This window comes from Natranaerovirga pectinivora, assembly GCF_004342165.1.
Classification (GTDB): Bacteria; Bacillota; Clostridia; order Lachnospirales; family DSM-24629; genus Natranaerovirga; species Natranaerovirga pectinivora.
Window position 1 is genome coordinate 64520 of sequence record NZ_SMAL01000010.1, and the last position, 26272, is coordinate 90791.

The 26272-nt window shown below is 30.6% G+C and carries 26 protein-coding genes; 17 read left to right on the top strand and 9 right to left on the bottom strand.

Annotated features, from left to right (window positions below):
* Positions 1 to 183: 183 nt before the first annotated feature.
* Positions 184 to 1362: an S-layer homology domain-containing protein gene (locus tag EDC18_RS12270; protein WP_132253570.1), complete on the bottom strand. Its 1179-nt coding sequence runs from the start codon at positions 1360 to 1362 to the stop codon at positions 184 to 186.
* A gap of 401 nt (positions 1363 to 1763) precedes the next feature.
* On the opposite strand from EDC18_RS12270, the gene EDC18_RS12275 reads away from it, so the two are divergent.
* The 3 genes from EDC18_RS12275 to EDC18_RS12285 all read left to right on the top strand — a co-directional run bounded on the left by EDC18_RS12275 (position 1764) and on the right by EDC18_RS12285 (position 3738).
* Positions 1764 to 2105: a hypothetical protein gene (locus EDC18_RS12275; RefSeq protein WP_132253572.1), complete on the top strand. Its 342-nt coding sequence runs from the start codon at positions 1764 to 1766 to the stop codon at positions 2103 to 2105.
* Between the two features lie 299 nt (positions 2106 to 2404).
* Positions 2405 to 3259, top strand: a complete 855-nt coding sequence (locus EDC18_RS12280) for a patatin-like phospholipase family protein (RefSeq protein WP_132253574.1) — start codon at positions 2405 to 2407, stop codon at positions 3257 to 3259.
* A 17-nt stretch (positions 3260 to 3276) separates the two neighbouring features.
* A complete protein-coding gene (locus tag EDC18_RS12285; RefSeq protein ID WP_132253576.1) occupies positions 3277 to 3738 on the top strand; it encodes an ECF transporter S component in 462 nt (153 codons plus the stop codon).
* Positions 3739 to 3776: 38 nt separating this feature from the next.
* Here the strand turns inward: EDC18_RS12285 and pdxT are convergent, their stop codons facing one another.
* Positions 3777 to 4349 carry a pyridoxal 5'-phosphate synthase glutaminase subunit PdxT gene (gene pdxT, locus EDC18_RS12290; RefSeq protein ID WP_132253578.1) on the bottom strand — a complete coding sequence of 191 codons (573 nt, stop codon included), beginning with the start codon at positions 4347 to 4349 and terminating at the stop codon, positions 3777 to 3779.
* Between the two features lie 3 nt (positions 4350 to 4352).
* The gene (pdxS, locus tag EDC18_RS12295) at positions 4353 to 5225 is read right to left on the bottom strand and encodes a pyridoxal 5'-phosphate synthase lyase subunit PdxS (RefSeq protein ID WP_132253580.1); all 873 of its coding nucleotides are present in this window, start codon (positions 5223 to 5225) and stop codon (positions 4353 to 4355) included.
* A gap of 305 nt (positions 5226 to 5530) precedes the next feature.
* Here pdxS and EDC18_RS14690 point away from each other — a divergent pair, with 305 nt between their 5' ends.
* The gene (locus EDC18_RS14690; protein WP_207669210.1) at positions 5531 to 5803 is read left to right on the top strand and encodes a hypothetical protein; all 273 of its coding nucleotides are present in this window, start codon (positions 5531 to 5533) and stop codon (positions 5801 to 5803) included.
* On the opposite strand, the gene EDC18_RS12305 is transcribed toward EDC18_RS14690, so the two are convergent.
* Positions 5772 to 6872 (bottom strand): glycoside hydrolase family 88/105 protein, encoded by a 1101-nt coding sequence (locus tag EDC18_RS12305; RefSeq protein WP_132253582.1) that lies wholly within the window; start codon positions 6870 to 6872, stop codon positions 5772 to 5774. The two genes, EDC18_RS14690 and EDC18_RS12305, sit on opposite strands and share 32 nt — an antisense overlap.
* Before the next feature lie 277 nt (positions 6873 to 7149).
* Between EDC18_RS12305 and EDC18_RS12310 the strand changes: the two genes are divergently transcribed.
* Entirely contained in the window at positions 7150 to 8025 is an 876-nt protein-coding gene (locus EDC18_RS12310; RefSeq protein ID WP_132253584.1) for a DUF368 domain-containing protein, read from the top strand.
* A gap of 36 nt (positions 8026 to 8061) precedes the next feature.
* Here EDC18_RS12310 and EDC18_RS12315 read toward each other — a convergent pair whose 3' ends face one another.
* A complete protein-coding gene (locus EDC18_RS12315; RefSeq protein ID WP_132253586.1) occupies positions 8062 to 8325 on the bottom strand; it encodes a thioredoxin family protein in 264 nt (87 codons plus the stop codon).
* A gap of 77 nt (positions 8326 to 8402) precedes the next feature.
* Positions 8403 to 9449 (bottom strand): lactonase family protein, encoded by a 1047-nt coding sequence (locus EDC18_RS12320; protein WP_132253587.1) that lies wholly within the window; start codon positions 9447 to 9449, stop codon positions 8403 to 8405.
* 236 nt (positions 9450 to 9685) lie between these two features.
* On the opposite strand from EDC18_RS12320, the gene EDC18_RS12325 reads away from it, so the two are divergent.
* The 8 genes from EDC18_RS12325 to EDC18_RS12360 all read left to right on the top strand — a co-directional run bounded on the left by EDC18_RS12325 (position 9686) and on the right by EDC18_RS12360 (position 18756).
* Entirely contained in the window at positions 9686 to 11677 is a 1992-nt protein-coding gene (locus EDC18_RS12325) for a methyl-accepting chemotaxis protein (protein WP_132253589.1), read from the top strand.
* A gap of 199 nt (positions 11678 to 11876) precedes the next feature.
* Positions 11877 to 12092: a FeoA family protein gene (locus tag EDC18_RS12330; protein WP_132253591.1), complete on the top strand. Its 216-nt coding sequence runs from the start codon at positions 11877 to 11879 to the stop codon at positions 12090 to 12092.
* A complete protein-coding gene (locus tag EDC18_RS12335) occupies positions 12093 to 13847 on the top strand; it encodes a ferrous iron transporter B (RefSeq protein WP_132253592.1) in 1755 nt (584 codons plus the stop codon).
* 13 nt (positions 13848 to 13860) lie between these two features.
* Positions 13861 to 14418: a nicotianamine synthase family protein gene (locus EDC18_RS12340; protein WP_132253594.1), complete on the top strand. Its 558-nt coding sequence runs from the start codon at positions 13861 to 13863 to the stop codon at positions 14416 to 14418.
* A 29-nt stretch (positions 14419 to 14447) separates the two neighbouring features.
* Positions 14448 to 15440, top strand: coding sequence for a lysylphosphatidylglycerol synthase transmembrane domain-containing protein (locus tag EDC18_RS12345; RefSeq protein WP_132253596.1), 993 nt, complete (start codon positions 14448 to 14450; stop codon positions 15438 to 15440).
* Positions 15431 to 15976: a CDP-diacylglycerol--serine O-phosphatidyltransferase gene (gene pssA / locus EDC18_RS12350; RefSeq protein WP_132253597.1), complete on the top strand. Its 546-nt coding sequence runs from the start codon at positions 15431 to 15433 to the stop codon at positions 15974 to 15976. Before EDC18_RS12345 ends, pssA begins: the two co-directional genes overlap by 10 nt.
* A gap of 115 nt (positions 15977 to 16091) precedes the next feature.
* Entirely contained in the window at positions 16092 to 16565 is a 474-nt protein-coding gene (locus EDC18_RS12355) for a NanQ anomerase/TabA/YiaL family protein (protein ID WP_132253599.1), read from the top strand.
* 478 nt (positions 16566 to 17043) lie between these two features.
* Positions 17044 to 18756, top strand: a complete 1713-nt coding sequence (locus tag EDC18_RS12360; protein WP_132253601.1) for a methyl-accepting chemotaxis protein — start codon at positions 17044 to 17046, stop codon at positions 18754 to 18756.
* Between the two features lie 56 nt (positions 18757 to 18812).
* Here EDC18_RS12360 and EDC18_RS12365 read toward each other — a convergent pair whose 3' ends face one another.
* Positions 18813 to 19391 carry a hypothetical protein gene (locus tag EDC18_RS12365; RefSeq protein WP_132253603.1) on the bottom strand — a complete coding sequence of 193 codons (579 nt, stop codon included), beginning with the start codon at positions 19389 to 19391 and terminating at the stop codon, positions 18813 to 18815.
* A gap of 347 nt (positions 19392 to 19738) precedes the next feature.
* Here EDC18_RS12365 and EDC18_RS12370 point away from each other — a divergent pair, with 347 nt between their 5' ends.
* Complete coding sequence (locus tag EDC18_RS12370; RefSeq protein WP_132253605.1) at positions 19739 to 20656, top strand: formate/nitrite transporter family protein; 918 nt, start codon at positions 19739 to 19741, stop codon at positions 20654 to 20656.
* 62 nt (positions 20657 to 20718) lie between these two features.
* On the opposite strand, the gene EDC18_RS12375 is transcribed toward EDC18_RS12370, so the two are convergent.
* The gene (locus tag EDC18_RS12375) at positions 20719 to 22308 is read right to left on the bottom strand and encodes an ABC-F family ATP-binding cassette domain-containing protein (protein WP_132253607.1); all 1590 of its coding nucleotides are present in this window, start codon (positions 22306 to 22308) and stop codon (positions 20719 to 20721) included.
* 302 nt (positions 22309 to 22610) lie between these two features.
* Positions 22611 to 23063, bottom strand: a complete 453-nt coding sequence (locus EDC18_RS12380; protein ID WP_132253609.1) for a DUF2935 domain-containing protein — start codon at positions 23061 to 23063, stop codon at positions 22611 to 22613.
* A 113-nt stretch (positions 23064 to 23176) separates the two neighbouring features.
* Between EDC18_RS12380 and EDC18_RS12385 the strand changes: the two genes are divergently transcribed.
* The 3 genes from EDC18_RS12385 to EDC18_RS12395 all read left to right on the top strand — a co-directional run bounded on the left by EDC18_RS12385 (position 23177) and on the right by EDC18_RS12395 (position 26099).
* Positions 23177 to 23872: an RluA family pseudouridine synthase gene (locus EDC18_RS12385; protein ID WP_132253610.1), complete on the top strand. Its 696-nt coding sequence runs from the start codon at positions 23177 to 23179 to the stop codon at positions 23870 to 23872.
* Between the two features lie 257 nt (positions 23873 to 24129).
* On the top strand, positions 24130 to 24792 hold the full coding sequence (locus EDC18_RS12390; RefSeq protein ID WP_132253612.1) for a response regulator transcription factor: 663 nt from the start codon (positions 24130 to 24132) through the stop codon (positions 24790 to 24792).
* A complete protein-coding gene (locus tag EDC18_RS12395) occupies positions 24789 to 26099 on the top strand; it encodes a sensor histidine kinase (RefSeq protein ID WP_132253614.1) in 1311 nt (436 codons plus the stop codon). Before EDC18_RS12390 ends, EDC18_RS12395 begins: the two co-directional genes overlap by 4 nt.
* Positions 26100 to 26272: the final 173 nt, after the last annotated feature.

Consider the following 26272-nt stretch of genomic DNA (forward strand, 5'->3'; position numbering starts at 1 on the left):
TATAATCTTCCTTTATATAAAATTAATCTTATTCCTAAGAAATTTGACTAAAAACTACTCTTTTGATGTTATACGTTTATTGTGTAACTGTCAATTATAATTTATTATAATAATAAAAACAAAATTAAATCCCAGGTAGCTATTAAAAGCTAACTAGGATTTAAAGAGATAAAAGTTTCTTGTTTAATTATTTAGTTCTTTTATTAATCTTTCTAAACGTACAATCTTATTTTCATAACCGTCTCTTGTATTTTCAATACTTTGTACTTTTGCCAAATACTCTTCTTTAAGGGATTCTTCTTCTATTTCTGAAATTAATGTTCTTGCCATAGTCATTAACATATTATATTCTTCCATAACTGGAAGTCTAATACCAGCAATATCCGCTGTTGTCTCAGATACAACCATTATTACTTCAGCAGGAATTCTTACAGGATAAATCATTTCCACTGGTACGTCTGCGAAATTTATTTTAACAATAGTACCTTCTTCTAAAAGAATACTAGGATCTTCCATTATTAAACTATTTTCTCTAAAAATCACAGTATCTTCTGTAATAAGGGCATAAACTTGATCATAGGGTTGAGATTCATCTCCCATATTTGAAACTAGAACTTTATATAGGATATCATCTTTATCATAAACGATTTCTGAGATAGCACCTGTCATTCTTAAGTGTGCATCTACAACCGCATCATAATCTCTTTCATTAATTTCTGAAGACTCATCTTGTGTAGCAATAGCTATTACATCTAAAGTTCTGTTCAAAACAGCAGCTACTTCAGCTCTAGTAATAGAATTATATGGTTTAAATTCATCTCCTGGATACCCTCTCATAATATTAGCATTAAATACAAAAGATAAGGCACCTATTTCTCCAGATTTTAAATTCTCAGTATCAGAATATACAGGAAACATTAAAGTAGTAAAAACAGTAATATCTTTAGCCGGAAAAGACTCTGTGATTGCTCTTGCTAAGTCAATTCTTGTAATAGGTTCATTACTATCACTATTTTCAAATATAAATTTTAATATAGTATTCTCCTTAAATTCAATATCATCAGATGTAAAGTCGAAAACTTTATCTAACATATCTGCTATTTCTGATATTGTTACTACGGTAGTTGGGTCGAATTTTGTTTGAGATGTAGTGGTGGTTATAGGGTTTAATATACCTCTTAATTCAAGATTAAGTATATAATCATGTGCCCAATGAGTAGAAATATCTTTGTATTGACTTTCTATTGTGGTGGATATGGGTATGAACATTTCTTCACGTAATTGTGTATCACCAGCTAATGCGGATCCACCTAAAATGATAGTACTTGTTAAAGCTAAACTAATTATTTTATTTTTCAACATATTAATTACCTCCTAAAGTGAATTATATCTTTAAGACGAAAATAATGTAAAAAGGTTCCACTTTAGTAAAAAATTTATTGATTTAATATTATAAAAAGCGTAAATACATTATAAAAAAACTGGAAGTTTACAATAAAAACAATGGATTAATGAGCGGGCTTATATTGTAATTAAAGAAACATATATAGGTGGAATACATATTATAGAAATAAGACAAGAAATATACCAAAGAGTTGAATGATTTAATAGATGTGGAATTGAATGGTATCAAAATAGATGGTATAATAAATTATATTATTTAATAATTTGGAGTTCAACAAAATTTGAGCTTTTATTTTTATTTGGTATAGTTGATAGGTTTCTTGTTCTAGTAATTTAGGCATTTAAGAAGGGGGCGTACTATGAAGCACACCAATAAAAGAGCTTGTAAAATTATTAATGAATTAGCTACTTTTTTACTGATGATCGGTGCTACAGATCTCACTATAAATGTCAAAAATTCAGAAGAAGAATTTATCATTACAATTAACAGTGATTATAGAAATGGTGAAGAAAAGAATGTTCAAAAATTAATAAGAGGCATAACATCTCCAAAACAAGAGGAGATAGAAGAATACTATTGGGAGTTAGCAGGAGAATCAGATGTTGAAGGTGAATTAAATTTAATTGGTATTATGATAGATAAAGCAGAAGTTGATGTTACACAAGATCAATTAAAAATTACATTATATAGGAAAAAATAAATTGTAAGTGATGATTTTATAGATAGACATAAAATCATCACTTATTTTACTGTATATTTTTATAAGGTAAAAAGTGGATTGAAAATCCTCAACAATTGTTATATAAATATAAAGGCTAGAATTAGTAAAATAATTAGGAAGTTGCTATATCACTAAATGCCCTATACTAGTATAGTGACAGGAAATTATCCTAAAAGGATATAAGAAATACAAGACGATAGATGGGTAATTATGGTATAATAATTTCAGAAAATATATGAACTTTAAAAAGAGTTAAAGTAGTAATTCTGGAGGGTTATATGGAGAATTCAAATAATAAAAGCGCCCTAGTAGTTGAAGGGGGAGCAATGAGAGGTATTTTTTCCACTGGGATTTTAGATGCTTTTTTAGTAAATAAATTTAATCCTTTTGATTTGCATATTGGTGTTTCTGCAGGTGCATCTAATTTGGCCGCTTATTTAGCAAAGATGTATCAAAGAAATTATAAAATTTTTACAGATTATTCAATACGGCCTGATTTTATCAATTGGAGGAAATTTATATTTGGTGGTCATTTAATAGATTTAGATTGGTTATGGGATATAACCATTAAAGAAATTAGATTGGATCTAAAAACCATTTGTAGCAATAAGGGTAGGTATTTAATGGGGCTTACGGATATAAATACAGGGCAACCTGTTTATATAGAGCCTAGTGAAGATAACTTGGAGGAATTATTAAAGGCTTCAAGTTCTATTCCAATATTTTATAGAAAATTTATTGAAGTAGAAGGGTTGGCATATACAGATGGAGGTTTAGCTGATCCAATTCCTGTGTTAGAAGCATATAGACAAGGTGCCACTAATATCATGGTAATAAGATCAAGGCCTTTTTCATATGAAATGAAACCAAGCTCTAATAATTTTTTAGTAAACAGATACTTTAAAAAGTATCCTATGTTAAAAAAGGCACTTCTAAACAGAGAAAAGGTTTATAAAGAAGCCATAGAATTTATTAGAAAACCACCTAATGGTATAAAAGTAATGGAGATTAATCCACCAGAGGATTTTCAAACAAAACGATTAACAAAAGATATAAAGATTCTAAATCAAGACTATAAAATTGGATACCATATGGGAATTAGTGTTATAGAAAAGTGGAATAATTATATCTAAAATAAGGGGGAATATATATGGAAACAAAAAAAATAACATTGGCAGCTATGATGATAGCATTAATTATTGTTGTTCAACAAATTGGGATTCAGTATATTGTAGGTCCAGCAGTAAATGGTATATTAGTCTTTAGTGTTATGTTTTTAGGGTTAAAGTATGCAGTCATTATATCACTATTTTCACCCTTTTTAGCCCATTTATTTGGCATTATGCGGATTTTACTGGTTGTGCCTTTTATAGCAGCTTCAAATATGGTTTATGTTATCATTTTTCAATATACATATAAAATTAATAAATATATATCTATATTTTTAGCCGCTTTTATAAAATTTTTAGTATTGTATCTAGCAGTTAATTATTTCCTTGAGGTGCCTGCAACAGTTAAAATGGCCCTTGGGACACCTCAGTTTTATACAGCAATAATTGGTGGGTTAATAGGTGTATTATTAGCCGAGAGAGTTAAAAAAATTACTAAATAGAAGGGAGAAATCCCTTCTATTTAACATGATAGAAGTTTCTAATTGATCATCTCTATAAAATACTTATGAACAGAAGAATCATCGGTTAATTCTGGATGAAAAGATGTAACCAATATATTATCTTGTCTTGCAGCTACAATATTATTATTCACTATACAAAGGGGTTTTACAGTATCACCTATATCAAGGATAAAAGGTGCTCTAATAAATACCAAGGGAATTTTAGTAGAAGAGATTTCTGGAATAACTTCCTCTGTTGTAAAACTATCAAGTTGTCGTCCATAAGCATTTCTTCTAACGGTGATATTCATAACCTTTAAGTGAGTTGTTTCTTCCATATCTATTTTATTTGCTAATAAAATCATACCAGCACAAGTACCCCATATAGGCATGCCATTATGGATTCTATCTATTAGAATATCCTTAATCTTAAAATCAACTAGTAATTTACCAATGGCTGTACTTTCCCCTCCTGGGACAATTAAACCGTCAATATCTTTAATTTCATCAGGATATTTAACCCGCATTGGGCAGACATTATCTAATTTTTCTAGCATATTAATATGCTCAGAAACAGAACCTTGTAAATCTAGTACACCAATCTTTAACATGAACTACCACCCTCTATTAGCATACTGAGTGTCTAATTTACTGATTTCTAAACCAGACATTGGCTCTCCTAAATCTTCAGATACTTCAGCAATAATCTTTGGATCATTATAATAGGTTACAGCTCTAACAATGGCCTCTGCTCTTTTTTGTGGATTTTCTGATTTGAATATCCCAGATCCAACAAAAACCCCATCGCACCCTAATTGCATCATTAAAGCAGCATCAGCAGGAGTTGCAATACCACCAGCTGCAAAATTAACAACCGGAAATCTACCATTTTCAGCTACGTATTTTACTAAGTTATAAGGTGCGCCTGTTTGTTTGGCATATGTCATTAATTCTTCCTTTGGCATAACTTTTAAAGTTCTTATGCCTTCATTCATGGTTCTCATATGTCTTACTGCTTCAATAACATTACCAGTACCTGCTTCACCTTTTGTTCTAATCATAGAAGCCCCTTCTTCAATTCTTCTTAGAGCTTCCCCAATATCCTTTGCCCCACATACAAAAGGTACTTGAAAATCACTTTTATTAATATGATACAGATCATCAGCAGGGGTTAAAACTTCACTTTCATCGATGTAATCAATACCAAGAGATTCTAATATCTGAGCTTCCACAAAATGCCCTATACGCACTTTTGCCATAACAGGAATAGAAACAGCTGCCATAATGCCTTTGATCATCTTAGGATCAGACATGCGAGCAACGCCACCTTGTTTTCTAATATCTGAGGGCACTCTCTCTAAAGCCATAACGGCCACAGCACCAGCTGCTTCAGCTATAACAGCCTCTTCAGGCGTAACCACATCCATAATAACGCCACCCTTTAACATCTGAGCAAGATTCTTATTTAACTGATATTTTTCATTCATTACATAAACCTCCACAATATTATTTTTTATCAATCATTTATAAAAAAACGAGCATATTTTTATGATATTTATATTCTATAAAACAACTGACTATTTATAAAGTGACAGATAGAAACAAAACAAAGGGGACAGATTAAAAGCTAAAAGGGAATTTAAATAATTAACAAGAGGATATATACACAAGTTTGGCATCGACCGGTCGAAGAGAAATAAGTCAAGTAAAAAAATGATTTAATTATTACACCACAAAGCAAAGAACTCATGGAATAAATGACCCCAAGTTACGAGAGGATATATACATAAGTTTGGCGTCGACCGGTCGAAGAGAAAGGCAGCCAAACTTATGTATATATCCTCTTGTAACGATGAACCCCAAAAAAGGTAAAAAAGGTAAAAAAGGTAAAAAAGGTAAAAAAGGTAAAAAAGGTAAAAAAGGTAAAAAAGGTAAAAAAGGTAAAAAAGGTAAAAAAGATAAAAAAGATAAAAAAGATAAAAAGACAGAGATAAAAATCTCTGCCTTTAAATTAATTCAAACTATAACGATGCTTAAAGCAAACAAATTTCATTATAAGCCATAAGGAACGGCGCAACTCCATGTCCATTATTCTCAACAATAGGCTCACCAGAAACATAATACTCAAATGAACCATCACGAATGATACCTAATTCAGGATGTCTACCAAGACCAGCACTTTTACAAATACCACCAAGAATAACTTCCCCATTTTCTTCTTTAACCCAAGTATTAATAATGCCATCAAAGGCTTTAACTGCTGGTTCTTTGTATTTTGCATCTAGATATCCTAAACGAATACCTTTTAACATACCATAAGCCATCATTGCAGTACCACTAGACTCAAGGTAATTACCTTCTCTATCACCCATATCAACAACCTGGTACCACATACCACTTTCATGTTGATACAACAACATACCATCAATTAACTCAACTAATAAGTCTTTTAATAATGTGGTATCCACATCTTCAGTTTCAAGTAATTGTAAGATGTCTACAAGAGCCATGATGACCCAACCAACAGCACGATCCCATACATGTGGTGAAAGGCCGGTTTCTTTATTACACCAGAACATTTCACGACTTTCATCATAGGCATGATAGTAAAGTTTTAATTCATCATCATATAAAAATTTTCTCATATTAGCAAATTGATTAAGCATATCTGAGTAGTCTTTTTTATCCAGAAACTCTTTAGTATATTCTACACAAAATGGTTGTCCCATATAAAGACCATCTAACCAAATTTGATTTGGATAGTTTTCTTTATGCCAAAAACTACCTGACTCTGTTCTTGGATATGTTGTATACAATTGATTGTAAAGGATATCCATTACTTTCTTGTATTTTTCATCCCCTGTTTTTTTATAAAGAGGAAAAAGAATAGAAGCCATTCTAATTTGATCTATACTGTAGTAGTTTAGATCAATTTCAGGGATATTACCTGTTTCATCATATAAGCGATCAACATAATTCTTTACAAAATCAAAGTATTTTTCTTCTTTTGTGTCTTCATATCTATCCATGTAAGATTTACATATGCAGTATGGAACATAATGCCATTTAACCCCATACCAATGTTCATTAACCATATATTGTTCTCTAAGTTTTTCGACTAATTCGTAAGTCAAATTAATCCACCTCCTATATGGGTTATATTATACCAGCAACTTTATAAAAAGAATAGATAGGAACATTTAAAATTCATAAAAAGTTCATAAATTTAGTCATAGTTACTTAAATCTATACTGCATAATGCACAAGGTGAGCAATACATAAAGTGATGAAACAGGTACTAAAAAATAGCAACTAGATTAATAGATAAAATAGTGTTAAAATCAATATAAATCTTCGTAGGGGATAATATAATATAAAAAAAGATCTACCAATATTATTTTGAGGTGAAATATGAAATTAATTACCGATTTTTTTAAAGGGGCAGTTATAGGAATTGCAAACATAATACCAGGTTTATCTGGTGGAACAATGGCTTTAATCATGGGTATATATGAACAGCTAACAGATGCTATAGGGAACTTATTAACTGATAAAGAAAAAAGAAAAGTATATTTACTATTTTTAGGAACCATTTTAATTGGGGCAGTTGCTGGTATTTTGTTATTTGCAGGTTTGTTTACTTGGTTATTATCAACCCCCATAAAGCAACAACATACATATTTTTTTATCACAGGTTTGATTACAGGGTCTATACCCTTTATTTTCAGACTAAATAAAGATATGAAAATTAATGGTAATAGATTATTATTGATGCTGTTAGGGTTATGTATTGTTATATTTTTTAGTTTATTTGCTGATAAGGAAAATGTTGTTTATTTTCCAGAGATTAGAAGGACCATACTAGGTTTCATTAATATTACAGACTTTCATTTAGGATATAATTTGTGGTTAATAGTTTGTGGGATAATAACTGCCGTTTCAATGGTCTTACCTGGTGTTTCTGGATCTGCTTTATTGGTTAGTTTGGGAGAATATAGTAATATATTATCCATCGTAGATAGAATGTTAGTCATTCCAGGGGCCTTTTTTGGAATAGGTGTTGTATTTGGTATTGTGTTATGTGCTAAAGTTGTAAGTATATTATTAAAAAAATATACCATTCAAACTTATTTTTTCATTATAGGCTTGATGTTGGCTTCCATATATCAAATTTGGTTAGAATTACAAGAGTCAATTAATCTCACGCCACATGTACTAATTGTAAGTATTATCTTAGGGTACATAGGCTTTTTAGTGGCTTATTATACAAGTAAAATAAACAATTAAAAAGAAGCACCTATGTGCTTCTTTTTGCTGTTATGATTAGTCAGATAAGGCAGAGTCAAATACTTTTGTAATGATTTCTTTAGTTGCCACGCCTTCATGTACTTTAATGTCATCTACATAGTAAGTTGGAACATAGTAGTAATCATAATCATTGGCAACATCAGGTTGCAATTTTTCATCAATGATAGTGATTTCTAATTGTTCGTATTCTTTTTTTGTTTTCTTTACTTGTTCCATCCATTGTAGGGCCTCTTTGCAGTAAGGGCAAGCTTCTAATTTGAACATAAGTATAGGTTTCATTTTATCGCCACCTTTTTTTTAATTGTTATTAGTATAGTATATCATAAGAATAATTTATTACTCAGAATAAATAGAAATTAAGGTTGTATAAATTTAATACAAACAGGTGATGGTATGTTTATGGGTTTAGATGGTTCATATAAAACACCTGTATCTTTATTAATTCTAAAGGATAATAGGGTGTTTGAGTTTTGATTACCTACTATTATTAAATTGCCAGAAGGATCAATGCTAAAATCTCTAGGATAATCCCCTTGGGTATGGGTATGAGATACAACGTCTAAAGTGCCATTTTTATTAACTGAAAATTGGACAATGCTATTATGACCTCGGTTTGAAGCATATAAAAACCTTCCATCTTGTGAGAAATGAATGGCACTTCCTAAATTACTTCCTGAAAAATCATTAGGCAAGGTAGAGATATACTGTAAAACTTCAAAGGTATTGGTTTCTTGGGAAAAGGCCATAACTATAATCTCAGAAGTAAGTTCAGCTAATACATATGCGAATTTGTTATTTGGGTGAAAAATCATATGCCTTGGTCCAGAGCCAGGGTTTAAAGTAATAGTCCTTTGTGGGTCTTCAGCTAAACGTCCATTATTAAATTCATAAACAACAATTTTATCAGTGCCTAAATCAACAGCATAAAGGTATTTTTCATCAGGGCTCATAGAAACATGATGGACATGAGGTTGTTCTTGCCTAGATTCATTAGGACCATTGCCTTGGTGTTTTATTTCACAAATTTGATCTTTTATAATGCCAGAAGAATCTAATGTATAAACATTGACAGTACCTTTTTTATAATTAGCACTTAATAAATAGTCACCATTTTTAGTGGTATTTATATGGCTAGGTGATGGACTGTCACTAATATTAGCGTTTAAAAATTCTAATTCATAATGATCATTAATTCTATAAGCACACACGCCACCTTGCTGATCCAAAGAACAAATAGAATATAGAAAATTATCGTTAAAGATGTTTATATATGGAGGATGATCTAGGGTAGCAGCTAATGATGGGTCTGAAATCATACCATTTTCAATGTTTAATTTTACTTTATATATTCCTTTGCTACCAGTATCTGTATAAGTACCTATAAATGCAATTGCTTCATTCATCTTATAAACTCCTTTCCTTTTCCTTTTATAAATTATAACATAGTTACAATTTTATTGGAGGGGGAATCTTTTTTTACTTAAAAATTTAATTAACAAACATTATTAATAAGTAAAAAATGGCATAAAAGAATTAATGTTTACAAAGGGCTATTTTAATAGTAAAATAGTACCAAGAGAGAGATGGTGTCGGATAAATAAGATTCATAATAAATATAGCGTTCAGCGGGAGGAAACATATGAAAAGTATTAAAACAAAACTTATAGGGTATTTTTCGGTATTGATTTTACTTGTATCTATAGTATTTGGAATTCTAGGAATGTATACTATTAGCAAATCTGTAGAAGAGGAAGCAAAGAAAGCCCTTAGCCTTTTAGCCGAAGAAGGTAGTAAAATCGTTAGTAGTCAGCTTGGTACATACAAAGCAGTTTTAGAGACAGTGGCAAGAAGAGATGACATTGTTTCAATGGATTGGGAATTACAAAAAGAAGCCTTGACTAGAGAATTTAATAGACAATCCCATTTTTTAACCTTTGGGGTAGTTTATCCTGATGGAACAACCAGATACTATGATGGAGATACAGCTCAGTTAGGCGATCGAGATTATGTAAAACGTGCCTTTAATGGAGAATCTAATGTATCTAATGTGTTAATCAGCCGAGTAACCAATGAGCCCGTGGTAATGATTGCTGTTCCTATTCTGGATCATAATAGAGTTGTAGGGGTTCTAATTGCTAGAGGTGATGGTAATTTTCTTAGTCATATAACAAGTGAAATGGGATTTGGAGAATTAGGATATGCTTATATCATTGATGACAATGGGACTATAATGGCTCATCCTGAAAGAAATAATGTCCTCAATCAATTTAATCCAATAAAGGAAGTTGAAGAAAATATAGAGTACACAGTTTTAGCAAATGAATTTGAGAAAATGGTGTCTGAAAAAAATGGTATAAGTGAGTATTCCTTTGAAGACCAAGACGTATATATTGGGTTTACAGAGATAGAAGGTAGTAGATGGATAATGGTTATAGCAGCCAATCAAAATGAAGTATTGAATCAACTGCCTGTGTTACAACGAAATATTATATTAATTTCTATTATTATATTAATTGTGAGTATTATTATTTGTATTGTAATTGGAAATTCAATTACAAAGCCAATTGTGGGGGTTACAAAATATGCACAAAAAATAGCAGACTTAGATATTTCTGAAGCTATTACTGAAAATATAGTTAATAGAAAAGATGAAATTGGAACTTTAGGAAAAGCATTCCAGTCTGTTACGAATAATTTGTCTGATTTTATAAAACAAGTAGTAGAAAATGCACAACAGTTAGCGGCTGCCTCACAAGAGTTAACAGCAACAAGTCAGCAGTCAGCAGAATCAGCAGAAGAAGTTGCAAAAACAATAGAGGAAATTGCGGATGGGGCTTCAGAACAAGCAAAAGATACTGAAAAAGGCGCAGATAGCATTAGTGAGTTAGGTGAATTGATTGAAAAAGATATAAATAATATTAGAAAGCTTAATGAGTCAACAACTCAAGTGACTAAGTTAAAAGACGAAGGTTTGAGTACTATAAAAGAACTGATTGAAAAAACAGCAATTAATAAAAAGTCCTCAAGAGAAGTATATGGCATGATTATAAACACAAATGAAAGTGCAGAAAAAATAGAAATGGCTAGTAAAATGATTAGAAATATTGCAGAGCAAACTAATTTACTAGCACTAAATGCGGCAATTGAAGCAGCAAGGGCAGGGGAATCAGGAAGAGGATTTGCAGTAGTAGCTGATGAAATTAGAAAGCTGGCGGAACAATCTAATGATTTTACATCGGATATAGAGGAAGCAATTAAAGATTTAACCACTAAGACCCATCATGCTGTAGGTACAATGGGAGAAGTTGAAAAAAATGTGGAAATTCAGGCAGAGAGCGTTAGTATAACTACAGAAAAATTTGAAGGCATTTCTAGTGCACTTGAAGAGATGAAAAATATTATAAATTTAGTTAACGAATCAGGTAAGGACATGGATAATAAAAAGAATGATATAATCAATATCATACAAAATTTATCTGCAATATCTGAAGAAAATGCAGCTGGGACACAAGAAGTGGCAGCTTCTGTAGAAGAACAAACAGCAGCAATGGATCAGATTGCAAGCTCAAGTGAAGAGTTGGCCAGGCTTGCAGAAGAAATGAATAGAAGTGTTACACGATTTAAATATTAAGTTATGATGTCGTTTATGAAGTGGTTTAAGGCTCGCTTCGTAAGCGACATTTTTTATGGAAAAGGATTCTTTCCTATAGAGTAAAAGAAGACAAGTTTATGTTTTTAATTTAGTACATTAAATTGATTGATAAAATGACATAAAAATGGTATAATCAACCTATGAAAATGAGACCTATTATCAAAACGGAGGTAACCATATGTCTTTGTATAAATTTAATAAAAAAGAAAATTGTATAATCGATGAATTACCAACAAATGATTTGTTATTAGCTTTAGGATTAAGAAAAGGTGTCACTGTTTCAGTACTTACAAGACAACCTTTTGGTGGACCAATTGTTGTAAAGATGAATAATCGAAGTATCGCCATAGATAAAAATGTTGCGGAGCAAATTATGGCAAGGTTGGTGAGCTAGTTGAAAAAGTGTCATCAAATAGAAGAAAAGAACGTAGACTCAAAAAATGCTATCCTACTTATGGGGAATCCTAATGTAGGAAAAAGTGTTATTTTTTCTAAGTTAACAGGAATGAATGTTATTTCTGCTAATTATACTGGAACAACGGTTACATTTACAAAAGGTGATTTTACATATAAAAATGAGAAAATAAGTCTTATTGATGTCCCAGGAACATATACTCTTGAAGCAACCTCACCAGCTGAAGAAGTGGCTGTTGATATGTTAAAACAAGGGGCTGGGGCTATTATTTGTGTTCTTGATGCTACAAATCTAGAAAGAAATTTAAATCTAGCCTTTCAGTTAAAAGAGTATAATATGCCAATAGTGTATTCTCTTAACTTAATGGACGTGGCTGAAAGACAGGGAATAACAATTGATATTGACGGGTTATCTAAAGCCTTAGGGGCGCCTGTTATTGAGACGGTTGCAACCCATAATAAAGGTCTAAAAAAAGTTTTAGATGAGGCGGTTAAAGCCTTTAAAGCACAAGAAGAGATTCAGATTGAGGTTTTATCAAAAGAAGAACGATGGAAAAAAGTTGGAGAGATTTGTGAAAAAGTTCAAACCATTGAATATCGTGAGCCGAAATTTATTGACAAATTAGGGGATTGGACAATGCAACCTTTTCCTGGTATTCCTATTGCTATAGTTGTTTTAGCATTAGTATTAGGAATAGTAGTAGGTGGGGGTAAAGCATTAAGATCTTTGGTCTTACTTCCAATCATAAATGAAGGTATTGTTCCTATAATTACTGATTTAGTAAGTCGAATTATTCCTGAAGGTGTATTTTTAAAGTTATTAGTAGGAGATTTTGGTGTTTTAGTAAAAGGTATTGAATGGCCTTTTGCTCTTATATTGCCTTATGTACTTTTGTTTTACATAGTACTTTCCTTTTTAGAGGATAGTGGGTATTTACCAAGACTTGGCGTATTGGTAGATGGTATTTTAAGAAAGTTAGGATTGCCTGGGGGTAATATTGTACCCTTTATTATGGGTTATGGATGTGCTGTCCCAGCTATATTAGGTACAAGAGCGTCTTCAAGCTATAAAGAGCGATTGATATTAACATCTTTAGTGTCTTTAGCAGTTCCTTGTACGGCACAAACAGGGGCATTTTTCTCCCTATTAGGTGATAGGTCGGTTTTTGTTTTAATTTTTGTATATATGATTTCTTTTGTTGCAATTGTAGTAGTGGGTGTAGCCCTTAATAAGATGCTACCAGGAAAAAGTGCGCCTATGCTACTTGAGATTCCAAACTTATTAATGCCAAGTAAAGGAACACTTTTTAAAAAAATATGGATTAGATTAAAACACTTTTTAGTGGAAGCAGAAGTGCCTATGATGATAGGGATCCTTCTAGCAGCATTAATTTTTGAGACCGGATTTATAAATGTGATTGGTACGGCATTAGAACCATTAGTGGTTGGATGGTTAGGGTTGCCAAAAGAAGCAAGTATCTCATTGTTGCTTGGAATTATACGAAGAGAATTAGCTGTTATGCCTCTTTTAGATATGGACTTATCTATTATTCAAGTTATGGTTGGCTCAGTAGTGGCATTATTCTATATTCCTTGTTTGTCTGTTTTTATAGTGTTAGTAAAAGAATTCAAATTAAAAGTAGCATTAATACTTTCAGGAACAACAATTGCTTTTGCCTTATTCTTTGGAGGAATAGTAAATCAGGTTGCAACTTTTATAAGTAACTTATTCTAGGCAGGTGAGAAGAATGAATGTCATTGGATATATTACAAAGAAAATAGAGGGTTTTGTATCAAGAAATTGCATTGGAATGTGTTGGGTTGAGAAATATTATGCTCAACTGGTTAAAAATGAAATAAGCCTAGGGGATATTACCGCTGAAGACAGAGTAATGTGTATCGGTGGTGGACCTGTTCCTTGTACGGCAATAGGAATTGCAAGGGAAACAGGTGCAAAAGTAGCTGTAGTTGATAATGATCCAATGGCTGTAAAACTGGCATCAGAATTAATTAAAAGGTTAAATTTAAAAGATAGAATTGAAGTCATTGAAGCCAATGGACAAAATTTAATGCCTAATGAATTTACCGTTATACATATTGCAAAACAAGTATGCCCAAGAGAAGAAGTCTTAAAATATATGTGGAACAATGTTTCAGAAGGAACAAGGATTTTAGTAAGAAATCCTCAAAAGGGTCTTAAGTTCTTATATGAAAATAGATGCAGTAGAAAAATTAAAAATGAAAAAGCAGATGAATTTTTAACGGAAGAAGAAATGATAAATGGAACATTGCTGTTTGTTAGATAGATAATACCTTTGTTGAAAGGGCGTATATAATGAAAAAAATGAAAAAGAGGATGCTTTCAATAATAGGAATAATATTAGTAAGTAGCTTATTATTTTTATCAGATTTAGAGGTTGTTTGGCAAACAATATTAGGTATTGGTATAAAACATATTATTATTTTATGTTTAATGCAAATAGTAACCATATTCCTGTTAAATCTTCAGTGGTATACAATTAGTAAGAGACTAAATGTCATTATAAGTTTTAAGGATATTTTTGACATTAATATGACGGGAACTTTTGTAGAATGTATTACCCCTGCAGTAAAAGCGGGAGGGGAATTGACAAAAGTTATAATGTTTAGTTCAAAGTTTGGCATATCTAAAGGGTGTTCTTCTGCAATTGTAGGTATTCAAAAGATTGTAAGTTTAACAAGTTTTGTACTTTTAAATTTCATAAGTTTGTTTTTATTTTTAACAGTGTATAATGCTAATGTTAATATCAGTATAATTTTATTAAGTCTAATATTTATTATTGTAATGAGTGGAAGTCTATTTATATTGGTTTTTAAAAACAATAAGGTAGAATCATTAATATGTAAATTACCTTTTGTAAAAAACAAAGAAAAAGTTATAGGATTTTTCACCCAGTTTAGAGAATCCATAAGAACTATTAAAAAGAGAAATAGTTTTTTTATGACACAATTCATCCTTTCTATGATTATATGGATGTTTTTTGCCATAAAGGCTTTTTATATTATTAGAATGATTAACTTAGATGTGAGTTTTATAGTAGTTTCTATGATTACATATATAACCTATATGATCGGCATGTTACCTTTACTGCCTGGCGGGCTAGGGACCTTTGAAGGAAGTTTAATTATGTTACTTACACCTTTTGGAGCTTCATTAGATCAAGGTATTACAGTGGCATTAGTTTTAAGATTTGTTACTTTTTGGTTTGTGTTTCTACTTAGTGGGGCTTACTTAGGAAGTAAAGCGCTATTGAAGAAGAGAATTAAGGGGAAACTTCAATGCAATTAAAAAAATCAATACCTAATATCATTACATTATTCAATATATGTTTAGGTCTATTTGCTATAATGACAGTTATTTGTGAAGTTACAAATCATAAATATATAATTGCATCCACATTAATTTGTGTAGCTGCTATAGGTGATTATTTAGATGGTAAGTTAGCTAGAATTTTAAGTGCTGAAAGTGATTTAGGAAAACAATTGGATTCATTGTCTGATTTAATTTCTTTTGGAGTTGCACCCATTATTATAGCGTTTAAGTTAAATATGTATGAAATGAGATATATGGCATTTGCTATTTTATCTTTATTTGTTTTAGCGGGAGCCTATAGATTAGCTAGATATAATATTTCCAATTTTGATGGTTGCTTTAGGGGTCTTCCAATAACCGTTGCAGGTGTTTTGATTTGCATATTTAATATAATTAATTGGTATTCTATGGAAATAGGTAGTTACACCATTTATAACAATTATATTACAAGTGTTATTATTATTATTTTGTCTTATTTAATGGTCTCAAAAATTCCATTTAAAAAAATTTAATAAATACTTCTTGATTCTATACCTATTTGTATTATAAAATAGCCTTAGATGTATTTCCGATAAATGTTATTAGGATTTATCATAAAAATAAGTATAGTTAAAAGGAGAAAAGACGATGATTTTTAGTAATTTAAAAACTTGGGACAATGAAAAAAGCGCTTATTCAGAAACAATTAGAAAAGCGGTAGCTTTTTTACAAGAAAAAGACTGTTCAAAATTAGAAGAAGGCAAACATGTAATCGATGGTGATAAAATATTTGCTAACGTAATGGATAAAGTTACGGAAAGCAAAGAAAAAAGAGCACCAGAAGCACACATAAAATATATTGATATCCAATATGTTGAGTCAGGTATTGAAGTAATAGGCTTTGCAAAAATGAGTGATGAATTAGTAGTGGCCGAGGACAGTTTAGAAGCAAAAGACCTTATCAAATACACAAATGAAGTGCCTAATGAAGTAGATTTAAAATTATTACCAGGAGACTTCGGAATCTTTTTCCCAGATGATGTTCATAGACCACTTTGTGCATTTGATGGACCAGCTAATGTGAGAAAAGTTGTCATTAAAGTTGCAGTCGACGCATTATAAGTTTAAAATATGTTATAAGTACAAAGCTATTAAAAAGCACATTTATGTGCTTTTTTTATGTATTAAAATATGATCTACAAATATATTCTATTTATTGATGACTGAACTTACATTTATACTCTTGCCACCACCCCATCTATGCCAATATTTATTGGAGAGTATAGTACAAAGGAGAATGGAGAGTTGGCTAATAATGTTATTGTTTTGAATACAATTATTACGATTATCATTTGCATAATATTCGTGTTGTTTGTGGGTAGTGTCTAAAATACTATAAAGTCAGTGCGTATATCCCATAATCCAATTAAGTAATTTGACTTACTTAAAAGAGTTTTTGTCGAAAAAAATTGACTGTTGTTTGAACTCTATGATATAATGCCATTTGGTTTGGTGTTGAAGCAAGTTTATTAAGAGCTGAAAGTGGAACATTGTATCTTATCTTTCTTAGTAATCTTGTTTTTTTGTATAAGGAGGAAAAATGTTAATATCAAAATTCAAATTCAAAAATTTAAGTATTGGTTTAAAATATGGGATAACAGTAACAGTAATTATTGTATTATTTATGTTATCTTCTGTACTAGTTAATTCTTATTTAATGAGAATAAATAGGGAAGTTAAAGAATTAAATATTATTAATGACCATACATTGGCATTAAATGCGTTGGATAAAATTACAAAAGATAAAAACATAAAGATAGCGGATTATATCGATTACAAAGATGAAGAATTGGTAGTTGAATATGATGGCCTAATAACATTATTTCAATATACATATAATAATCTGATTATAGGTATAGAAGACGAAGAAATATTAGATTTGTTAAATCAAATCTATGAAACCAATAGTCAGATGGATGATGTATTTAAGAATCGGATTTTAACACAGGTTAGAATAGGTAATATGGATAGCGCTAGGTCTCGTAGATCCATAGTTGTCAATATACAGTATATAATAGGCAATAGATTATTAGAAATACAAGACTTGATGGAAAGCCTGAGAGAGGTTTCAATTAGGGATGTTGATACAGCCATTAGAGACACGAGAGTAACATTGATCATATCCATTATAGTAGGTGCAATTTTAAGTATTTTTATTCTTCTACTTGTTAGTTTAAAAATAAAATCATATTTTAATAAGTTAATAGTATTAAATGAAGAAATAGCAAAAGGGAATTTGACAAGTGAAGATATTAATTATAATGGTACTGATGAAATAGGAAAATTATCAAGGGCAACAATGGAGATGGTGAATAATATAAAAGGCATTATCAAAGATGTTATGGCATCATCCTCGAATATGAACAATAGTAGTGTAGAACTTACCAATTTAGCTAAGGAAGTAAAAGAAGTTAATGAGCAAATATCTGCTACTATGGAAGAAATGTCCGTTGGGGCAGAGGAGCAAGCTAATGCTGGAACAAAAGTATTGTATTCAGTTGAAAGGTTGAATCATTTAATTAATGATTCTAATGACAAAGGCAAAAAGTTAAATGAATCAACAAATGAAGCCATGTCAATTGCAAAAGCAGGAGAAGCTAATATGCTAGACTCTATTCAAAAAATGGATAGGATCAGTAAGATGGTTAAAGAGTTAGGTCATAAAATTAAAAATCTAGATGATAAATCTAAAAATATTTATAAATTAGTAGAAGTTATTAACTCAATTGCAGAGGAAACCAATTTACTTGCTTTAAATGCGGCAATAGAAGCAGCAAGAGCAGGTGAAGCTGGAAGGGGCTTTGCTGTTGTAGCAGATGAAATAAGAAAATTAGCGGAACAATCAGGTAAATCTGTATTAGAAATTACCCGCATTGTGGATGAGGTTCAATCAGATTCTAAGGAAATGACAAACGCCTTAGAAGAAGGTTATACAGTTATAGAAGATGGAAGCAATCAAATAAAAATTACAGAAGAAAGCTTTGAAGCCATCCATTCAGTAATACTTTTAATGGTAGATGAGATAAAAGAAGTAGTAAATAGTTTTTCTATTATAAAAGACAATAGTGTAGAAATAGAAAATTCAATAGAGCATATTGCTAGTATATCACAGGAAAATTCAGCGGCTATAGAAGAAACTTGTGCATCAATAGAGCAACAAGAGAATTCAATGGGGATTGTATTAGATAAATCAAAAGATCTTTTATATTTAGCAGAAAAGCTGAATAATATTATTAAAACATTTAGAGTTTAGTGTTCTAGAAACTCACATTTTAAGAAAAAGCTTAGAAGCATTGCTTCTAAGCTTTTTTAAATAACTTGTTCAATAGTATTTATCAAATCAGAGTATTCATAAGGTAAGTTAAAAGTATGAATAGGTCCATTGTAAACCAATTCCATATTACTTATGTCCATTAAATCCGTGGTTTTAATAAGAGCTGGAATTTTTTCGGATTTATAAATATTAGAGTTAATAAGTACTTCTGAAACAAATTGAGTGCAAAAATAGTAATTCTTTCGAATAACTGGTCTATTTAATAATACGCCAAACAACCCTAAAAAATTATATTTAAAATTCTTTTTGTTTTCACAAAAATAAGAAACTTCTCTTTGTAAATCAAGATACTGTTCTCTTGTTACCCTTATTTTATAAATCATACATTCACAATAGGTTGATTTTTGATAAACGCCATCGTATAAGTTTTCAATTGCAAAACCACCTGTAAAAGGTTTATCAGGATGTATTCTACCAAAAGAGTACATTACTTTAAATGAGTTATCAAAACTTAGTGAAGTATGGACAAACTTAGTTTTAGAAAAAAACGAAATACCTCTTGACAACCAAGTGCCTGTTTTTGAAAAAACCAAGTAAATATAATTATCGTTCATTAAATTATCCCCTTTATAAGAAAGATTAGTAAAATAAAGTCAGTTATAATAATTACATTTTACCGAAAATTTCTTTATATAATGTTACACTGAAAAATAAAAATCCCTCATAAAAACATTATATAACAAATTTATTAATAAGTCATTTAAAAATTATGAAAAATAACTAGAAATATTTTTCAGATTTACCTTTGGTAGTTCATTATTACAAGATATTAGTAGGTGAGAAAGAAAAGTATAAAACAAACTGGAGAATGTTTGGTTGCTAGATTGTAGGGGGAATAGATTGGTGGTATAATCCGAATTAGATTCAAAAATAAAATTATAGAAAAGGAAGCGAATAAAAAATGGAATCTCAGTCCTTAACAACGGAAGAAATTGCAGCTTACACAATTAAAACAGGAATTAAAAAGGTTAACAGGACAACGAGGCAACAATTTTTGCTAGCAATTCTAGCAGGTGCTTTTGTTTCTCTAGGAGCAATTGCAAGTAATACTGCCGTACACGATATAAGTAGTGTGGGCATGGCTAAAGTAATATCAGGTTTAGTTTTCCCAGTAGGTTTATTTATGATTGTTATAGCTGGGGCGGATTTATTTACAGGAAATTGTTTGATATCAATGGCAGTGTTAGAGAAAAAAGTATCTTTTAAAAAAATGGTTAGAAACTTAACCATTGTCTATATAGGAAATATGATAGGTGCCCTTTTATTTGCAGCAATGGAATATAATAGTGGGTTATTTGAATTATCAGGGGGCGCTCTAGGTGGGTATCATATTAAAACTGCTGTGTATAAAACAGGCATACCTTTTGGGAGAGCAGTTATTTTGGGTATAATGTGTAATATAGTTGTATGTGTAGCGATCTGGATGATGTATGCAGCTAAAGATGTTACAGGGAAAATATTAGCAGGGTTTTTCCCTATATTTGCATTTGTTATTTCAGGGTTTGAACATAGCATTGCAAATATGTACTATATACCAGCAGGGATACTAGCAAAAAGCAACCCTATGTTTGTAGAGTATAGCAAAGTTTCCCAAGAAGGGCTATCTACACTAACGTGGCAGTCCTTTTTTGTGAATAATTTAATTCCAGTAACCATTGGGAATATAATTGGTGGTGCAGTATTCGTTAGTGGTATTTACTGGGTAATAACAACCAAGAAAAAGGTTGTAGAAAGAGTTTTGGTTGCTGAAGTAAAAGAAGAGGCTAAAGAAAGTTATGTGAATGTGGTTGCAAGTCCAGGTAATCCAAAGATTGTATAAATCATAATAAGCCATAGAGTAGTTTTCTACCCTATGGCTATTATATTCTTTAAATACTTATATTAATTATTATCTTCGATGTACTCATCATATGTTGTTTTCTTATCAATGATACTGCCGTCTGGTTTAATTTCTATAATTCTATTTGCTACTGTTTGATTCAACTGATGGTCATGAGACGCAAACAAAATATTACTTTTATAATCCACTAAACCATTATTAAGAGCAGTAATAGATTCTAAATCTAAGTGGTTTGTAGGTTGATCAAGGATTATAACATTGGCATTGGTTAACATCATTTTTGATAGCATACATCTAACTTTTTCTCCCCCTGAAAGGACACTAACTTTTTTAAGTGGTTCTTCGCCAGAGAATAACATTCTTCCAAGAAAACCTCTTAAATAGCTTTCAGATTGTTCATCTGAATATTGGCGTAACCAATCAATTAAGTTTAGATTAACATTGTTAAAATATGCTGAATTGTCTTTTGGGAAGTATGCATTTGTGATGGTTATACCCCATTTATAAGACCCTTCATCTGGCTCTAGTTCGCCAACTATAATTTTAAATAAAGTAGTAATAGCCAATTCGTTATTGCCTATAAAAGCAATCTTGTCACCTTTGCCTACAGTAAAATTCACATTGTCTAGAATTTTTTCTCCATCAATTGTTTTACTTAGGTTTTCTACCATAAGAATATCATTACCAACTTCTCTTTCAGGTTTAAAACCGATAAAAGGATATCTTCTTGTAGATGGTTGAATATCATCTAGCTCAATTTTATCTAGAGATTTTTTTCTAGAGGTAGCTTGTCTTGATTTTGAAGCATTGGCACTAAAACGTGCGATAAATGCTTGTAATTCTTTAATTTTATCTTCTTTTTTCTTGTTTTGATCTTTCATCATTTGTAAAGCCAATTGGCTTGACTCATACCAGAAATCATAATTGCCAACATATAACTTAATTTTTTTAAAATCAATGTCTGTTATATGAGTACAAACTTTATTAAGAAAATGTCTATCATGTGATACTACAATAACAGTACCTTCAAAGTTAATTAGGAATTCTTCTAGCCAATTAATAGATTTTAGGTCTAAATGGTTTGTAGGCTCATCTAGAATAAGCACTTCAGGTTTTCCAAAAAGGGCCTGAGCAAGAAGAACTTTGATTTTTTCAACGGCTAATAACTCTGACATGTTTTTATAATGTAAATCTGAGCTAATACCAAGTCCATTAAGGATTGTAGCTGCATCAGAATCTGCTTCCCAACCATTTAATTCAGCAAATTCCCCTTCAAGTTCAGAAGCTCTAACACCATCTTCATCTGAAAAATCTTCTTTTGCATATAAAGCGTCTTTTTCACTTATTATTTCATATAACCTTGGGTTGCCAAGAATTACTGTATCTAAAACTTGTTTGTCATCAAATTGATAATGATCCTGTTTAAGAACAGACATCCTTGAATTAGCAGCCATACTTATTTCTCCTGTATTAGGTTCAATATCCCCTGCTAATATTTTTAAAAAAGTACTTTTTCCTGCACCATTGGCTCCAATGACACCATAACAATTCCCAGGTGTGAATTTTAGATTAACATCATCAAAAAGCTTTTGGCCAGCAAACTGTAAACTAACATTAGTAACTGTAATCACGTTTAAAACCATCCTTTTTATATCTTTATTTTACTATGTGCTATTATATCAAAATAATGTATATTTCTCTAGTGTTATTCATAAAAAGTTCTAATACTAAAGCAAAGTGACTTCGTCACTCAAAAAAAACATTTGCTAACTTCCTTATCTGAAGTCGCATTTGTTCTTGCGCATCAAGCTTTTTCTAACTTTGCTAGAAAAATGCAGCCCATTGAATCAACTTTTTACTTTATAGGAATAGAACTTTCCTACAAAGTAAAAAAAGCCCATAATGGGCTTGACTGAAGATGTTTTAAAGCTTTTTATGTATCTAAGGGGTCAAAGGTGATGACTTCTCCTTCAATTAGTTTTTGAGTAATATCAACGAAATATCTAGACTCACGAATAACATGGTCTACAATTATTGGTGCAAATCTCTGGATGTCTGCAACAATGCTATTATTAATCATTTCGGCAAGAAAGATTATAAATTGATTGCTTTGATCAAAACAATGTTGAATAAAAGGGTCTAACTCTTCAAGAGTAAATATTCTTCCGTTAGTAGGCGATGCATAAGCTCTTAAATAGTCATTAGCGGTTTCTTCAGTTTCTGCTAAGTCTATATGCCACCTTTCTAATTCTTGAATATATATGGGTTCTAGTACTTCAAGGGTTTGTAAGATAACCGTTGTATGCTCTTTTTCTTGAAGTTTCCAAAAGCTTATTTCTTCAAGGACTCTTAACGGTAATATACCACCATAAATTGAAAAAAACATAATATTCCACCTATGCTTGATTTACTTTTTATAATATATGTTGCAAATCTTACAAATAATACTAAGCATGTTATAATGTAACTAAATAATGAATTAAACATAAGGAGAACGAAATGGAATTAAACATTTTATTTGAAGATAATCATATAATAGTAGTTGAGAAGCCACCTAAAGTACCTTCTCAACAAGATAAAACCAATGATTTAGATTTACTAACAATGATTAAAGAACATATTAAGAAAGAACATCCCCAGGTTAAAGAGCCATATATTGCATTAATTCACAGACTTGATAGACCTGTAGGTGGGGTAATGGTGTATGGAAAAACAAAATTTGCCAGTGGTAAATTATCTGAACAAATTCAAAAAAAGCAAATGACAAAAAAATATATAGGAGTCGTTTGTGGAATACCTAAAGATAAAATGGGAGAATTAAAAAATCATCTCGTAAAAATAAGTGTGAAAAATTACTCAAAAGTTGTACCCAACAAACAAAACAACTCTAAGGAAGCCATATTAGAATATAAAGTTATTGAAAGTTGCCAAGATGATAAAGGTATACTTTCTTTATTAGAGTTTAATTTGATTACAGGTAGACACCATCAAATACGTGTTCAAACAGCTCATGCAGGTTGGCCGCTATGGGGGGATACAAAGTATAACAATGAATTTAAAGACAACAAGGAATGGACTCAAGTTGCCTTATGGGCCAAAGAATTGTCCTTTAATCATCCTAAAACAAATAAACCATTAACATTTGAATCAATGCCAACAAAGGAATATCCTTTTAATTTATTTAAAAACACATAATTTTACATACTTATATGGTATTTATGCCATAATTAAATGGTATAGTAGGATTGTATTCATAAATCATATCCCCTTTTTTAGTTTAGTATATATACGATATAAAAATACGGCTAACTCTTAGTCGTATTTTTAGTGTTAAGTGAAATTCATTAAAGCCACAGTTTTAGGAGCTAAATATAAAAGTAAGTTGAAAAAACAACTTAGTACTGATACTATTTACATATGTGTTATACCATTATAAAAGTAGGTGATTGTTTTTGTATAAAATCAATATAGTGGAAGATGAAAAACATTTAAATCAGCTGGTTTCTTCTTATTTAAGTAAAGAGGGACATACTGTAAATTCTTATTTTACAGGAGAGGAAGCATTAGAGCATATCCATGATGAAGTTCATTTATGGGTCCTAGATATTATGCTTCCAGATTTTGATGGATTCAGTCTCATTAAGAAAATTAAAGAAAAGGCACCAAATTTACCTGTTATATTTATGTCTGCAAGGGATCAAGATTTAGATAAAATTTTAGGTCTTGAATTAGGTAGTGAAGATTATATTACAAAACCTTTTGTGCCTAGAGAGTTGGTTCTTAGAGTCAATAAGCTATTAGAAAGAACCTATAAAAAAGAAGTCAAACAGTTAGAATATGTTAATTATGAGGGCTATACAATTAATCCTGGAAAAAGAATTGTTTCTCAAAATCAAGAGGTCATTAACTTATCAACAAAAGAGTATGACTTATTAGACTTGCTTCTAAGAAACAAACAAAAAGCCTTCTCTAGAGAAGAGTTGCTTACACTAATATGGGGTGACGATTATTTTGGCTCTGATAGAGTAGTGGATGACTTAATGAGAAGATTACGAAAAAAAATGCCTAATTTAAGAGTAGAAACCTTATATGGATACGGTTATAGAATGATATGAAAAGATTTAAATTATCAACTCAAATAACAATATTATACTTAAGTGTTGTAGCTATTGTAGTTATTACACTTGTTACTGTACTACCCACACAAATTAAAAAGTTTTTTGTAAATGAGATCTATTCAACCATAGAGGAAGAGCAAGCCAATTTCAATATTGATAATGTATCAATAATATACCGGAGTGATAGCAACAACTTAAGAACAGTAAATCACTTTATAATTAATCATAGAGGTGATATATTATTACCTAGAATAATAAATACACAGGTAAATCTTAGATTTCTAAATGAAGTAATAAGAAGAATACAGGCTTTTAGACCTTTAAAAGGTAAGTATGTATTTGAAAGTAGCAATAATACTTTATATTATGTCATTAAAAGAGTTGAAGTAAATGGTACTCAGAGTTATCTAGTGTCCTATATGTCAGAATTATATGCCAATCAAGTTACACAAAATATGTTTAATCAGATAATGTTTGTAACGGCCATTATACTTAGCGTAGGTACAATCTTATTTGTTATGTGGGTTAGGCATATTGTTAAACCTATTAAGATAATGGAAAAGCAAGTTAGACAAATTTCTCAAAAAGAATGGGATACAACTTTAGCAATCAATAGAAAAGATGAAATTGGAGAACTGGCAAAGTCTATTGAGATAATGAAAGATCGATTAATGAAACAAGAAATGGCCCAACAAGAAATGTTTCAAAATATTTCACATGACTTAAAGACACCAATTAGTATTATAAAAAATTATGCCCTCTCTATTATTGATGATATTCATCCATACGGAACAGTTGAAGACACAGCAAAAGTAATAAATGATGAAGCTGAGCGGATGTTGGAAAAGGTACAAAGCATCTTATATATTAATAGACTTAATTACCTCTCACAACAAATGAATGTAAGAGAAAAAATAAATATGAAAGAGTTAATAGAAAACCTAGTTAATCGCTATATCAATTCTAAAGTTATTTGGGATTTAAATTTGTCAGAAGTTGATTTTGTTGGTGAGGAAGAACAGTGGAAAAGTGCAATTGAGAATATTATAACCAATATGTTAAGGTATGCAAAAACAACAATAAAGGTCTCCCTAAGAGAAGATGAATTAATCATTGAAAACGATGGTGAACCTATTGAAAAAGATATAATAAATACAATGTTTCAACCATATGTAAAAGGTAAAAAAGGATCTTTTGGTTTAGGATTAGCAATAACATCTAAAATATGTAAACTATATCATTATAATGTAAGAGCTATAAATATTGATAATGGTGTTCGCTTTATAATCTATAAAAGAAAATAAAAATACAAACCAAGTTAGGTAAATTAATTGATTTTAATTCCTAAATTGGTTTGTATTATTTTGTTTTATACTAATGAATGGCTCTTTGTCAATAGTTGGGGGGGATTGGTTTCAATTCCCCTCCATTCTTGGCTTTAGAGCTATTTTTGTATTCTATAATATAATACGCATTT